This is a genomic window from Sulfuricurvum sp. (assembly GCF_028712165.1).
Taxonomy (GTDB): Bacteria; Campylobacterota; Campylobacteria; order Campylobacterales; family Sulfurimonadaceae; genus Sulfuricurvum.
Map to the genome: position 1 here is coordinate 1 of NZ_JAQTQR010000116.1, position 4,006 is coordinate 4,006.

At 44.9% G+C, this 4,006-nt stretch carries 2 protein-coding genes; both read left to right on the forward strand.

What is annotated here, in order from left to right; genetic code table 11:
• Positions 1-1,269: NADP-specific glutamate dehydrogenase (gene gdhA / locus PHP90_RS13680; protein WP_299931013.1), on the forward strand; the 1,269-nt coding region annotated here is incomplete at its 5' end.
• 76 nt (positions 1,270-1,345) lie between these two features.
• A partial coding sequence (locus PHP90_RS13685) for a cytochrome c biogenesis protein ResB (protein WP_299931015.1) occupies positions 1,346-4,006 on the forward strand: 2,661 nt, incomplete at its 3' end.

Sequence of the window (4,006 nt, forward strand, 5' to 3'; positions counted from 1 at the left end):
CACTCTTTGACTCCGATTGTAGAAAGTGATCCGCGGTATGAGATGCACGGTATCGTTGAACGTCTCGTAACACCCGATCGGATTATTCAGTTCAAAGTGCAATGGCTCGATGATAACAATCGCGTAAACATCAACAACGGATATCGCATCCAGTTTAACAATTCTCTCGGACCGTATAAGGGGGGGCTTCGGTTTCATCCTAGTGTTACGACAGGTGTTTTAAAATTTTTGGCGTTTGAACAGATTTTCAAAAACTCTTTGACCGGCTTGCCGCTCGGCGGAGCCAAAGGGGGATCGGATTTTGACCCGAAAGGGAAAAGCGATTTTGAGATCATGAAGTTCTGCCGCGCCTTTATGCGCGAACTGCATCAGTACATCGGAGCACGTACCGATGTCCCTGCCGGAGATATCGGCGTCGGAGCAAAAGAAATCGGATTTTTGTTCGGTGAATACAAACGGATCAGCCGTAATTATGACGGTGTCCTCAGCGGAAAACCTTATGCTTTCGGAGGATCGTTGATGCGACCTCAAGCAACCGGATACGGAGTTGTCTATTTTACCCAAGAGATGTTGAAAGAGGAACTTCAGGAGACTCTGGATGCTCAAGTGTGCAGTGTTAGCGGAGCGGGAAACGTTGCATTGCATACGATTGAAAAATTACAGGCTTTTGGCGCCAAAGTGATTACCTGCAGTGACAGCGAAGGGACAATATATGATCCGGAGGGGATAAAACTGGAATTGCTCAAGAGTATCAAAGGGGATGAAAAACGTCAATCATTGATGCTTTATAAAGAGAAAGTTCCTACTTCCGTCTATACAAAAAAAGCGGATTATCCGGAAGGTGCACATGCAGTTTGGAGCTATCCGTGTTTTGCGGCATTCCCGTGTGCAACGCAAAATGAACTGACCAAGGCGGATGCAGCGTCACTAATCCAAAATGGATGCATCGCCGTGGTTGAAGGGGCGAATATGCCGACAACTCCGGACGCGATCGATCTTTTGCAAGAAGAAGGGGTACTGTTTGCACCGGGAAAAGCGTCTAATTCAGGAGGAGTAGCGGTCAGTGAGTTTGAAATGTCCCAAAACGCCTCAATGGAAAAATGGGATTATGACAAGGTAGATCGAAAGCTCGATGAACTGATGCGTCAGATTTACAAAAGGGTCGCATTGACTGCCAAAGAATATGGCAGGGAGCGCAATTTTGTCGACGGGGCAAATATTGCTGCTTTTAAACGAGTTGCGGAGGCAATGATTCTTGAGGGCGTGTAACTATTCATATTCAATTAACAAATATTTACCCAACTATGACTACAATGCCATCATTCTATAACAGACAGGTCTTTCAATGAATAAAATTCTCTCTCTCCTGAGCTCCATGAAAACCATGGCGGCTCTTATGCTCATTTTTGCCGTATCGATCGGCTATGCTACCTTTATTGAAAACGATTATGGCACGATGACTGCGAAAGCGGATGTGTACAATGCCCGTTGGTTTGAAGTTCTATTGGGTCTTTTAGCCCTGAATCTCGTTTTGAATATTATTAATTTTAATATGGCTCGAAAAGCTAAAATCTTAGTCTTTACGTTTCATGCCGCTTTCTTGATCATCTTAGTCGGTGCAGCGGTAACACGTTATGTCGGATATGAGGGGACTATGCATATCCGTGAAGGGGAACAAAGCGATGTACTGGTCAGTTCAGAGCCGTATGTGACATTCAATGTTATCAAAGGGGATAAAACCTATCCGTTTAAAGAGCAGTTGTATCTCTCCAAACGCAGTTCTAACCATTTTGAACGTATTTTGGATGCCGGCGGCGAAAAGATCAAGGTTAATCTTGATAACTATATGGGGGATGCCAGCTATGAAGCGGTTGCCGATCCTAAGGGGGAACCGATCTTTAAGCTGATGGTTACCGGACCGGAGGGTGCACAGCAAGTGTCACTTAAACGGGGTGAATTTATTGAAGCAAACGACGTTGTAATCGATTTTGATTCGAATAAAACATTTGAAAAACCGGTCATTGCATTGAGTGTTGAAGGGGATAAAGCCTATATCGATACTCCAAATTCTTTGAATACTCTCAGCATGGATACACAGCAAAGCTCGAGTTTAGCCTCAGGCAAACATGAAATGACAAAGCGTACCCTTTTCCAAACGACGCAAAGCGGATTCGTAATGCGTGATTTCATTCCGAAAGCGTCAATGCAGTTGGTTTCAAAACCTACCAAAGGCAAAAGCGGACCTATGATGCAGCAAGGACAAGCACAGGATGCGTTGAGTCTTAGTTTTGTCAGTGGAGACAAGAAAGCCTCAGCCGTTGTTTTAGGATCTCCGGGCGATGTCGGCGATCCTAAACGTGTAGCGTTGGGAGATACAGTGATTGAAGCATCGTACGGTTCAATCGAACGTAAACTCCCTGTTGCGATCAAACTGCGCGATTTTGAGCTTGAGCGTTATCCTGGCTCAATGTCCCCTGCATCGTATGCGAGTGAAGTGACGGTTATTGATCCGATCAAACAATCCAAATTTGATTTCCGTATCTATATGAACCATATTCTGGATTACGAAGGGTACCGTTTCTTCCAATCGTCATTCGATCAGGATGAACTCGGTACGGTTCTCTCAGTCAATCATGATCCGGGGACTTTGATCACGTATATCGGATACCTATTGCTTGCTATCGGAATGTTCGGAGTATTGATTGTCAGAAACGGTCGATTCAACGCACTCAGTGAGAAACTCAAAAAAATGGATTCACAAAAAATCGTTGCTTCATTGGCATTGGTTGTAATGGCATTTTCAACAACAAATGCTGTGGCGGCGGATGAAAACAATCCGGTAATTCAAACGGCAAAAGCGTTTGATAAAGCCCATGCGGACAAGTTCGGTCATCTGATCATCCAAGATGCCGGCGGTCGTATGAAACCGATCGATACTCTTTCTCACGAGATTCTGGCGAAACTCAATCGCAATGATACGTTTTTGGGACTGACGTCGAATCAAGTTGTTTTAGGGATGATGCTTCGTCCTGATGCATGGCGTGAAATCGCGATGATCCGTACGGGAGACAAAGAGGTCAATAAACTGATCGGACTCCCTGCAGATGCAAAAACAGCGGCCTTCTCACAATTTTTTGCAGTACCCGATCAAATCAGCGGATATAAGTTAGCCGCTTTGGTGGATGAAGCCAACCGTAAAGCACCGGGAAAACGGGATAAATTTGACAAAGCATTAATGCAGGTTGACGAACGGGTGAATGTTGCTTATATGGTCTATACCGGATCGTTGATGCGCATGTGGCCGGTACCGAATGATAAAAATCATAAATGGGATGCTACGATTGATGCCTTGCAAAGCATGCCTCCGAAAGACGCAGAAGTCATTCGATTGTTGGCAATCGGTTATTTCAGTGCCATCGATGAAGCGACAAAAAGCGGTGACTGGTCCAAAGCGGATGAAGCACTGGCCCGAATCGATAAATATCAACGCTTCGTTGGTGCAAGTGTGTATCCGAATGATGCAAAAGTCAATATCGAGATTTTCTATAATCACGCCAATATTTTTGAACAGTTGTGGCCGCTTTATTTTGTAGTAGGGTTTACGCTGTTGATATTGTCGTTTATTAAAATTCTCAAACCCGGATTTAGTGCAGAATGGCTTCGCAAGATTTCGTTCGGGTTCTTGATCGGGTTCTTTTTAGCCCATACGGCAGGTTTGATTATGCGCTGGTATATCGCGGGTCATGCTCCGTGGTCAAACGGATATGAATCGATGATCTATATCGGATGGGCGAGTGTGTTAGCCGGATTTATCTTCTCTCGTAAATCGTTAATGACGATGGCGGCTACATCGATCATGACAGGATTAATCCTTTTTGTTGCCCATCTAAACTGGATGGATCCTCAGGTGACCAATCTGGTTCCGGTACTCCAATCGTACTGGCTGGCTATCCACGTTGCTATGATTACGGCGAGTTACGGGTTCTTGGGTCTGGGTGCATTGTTG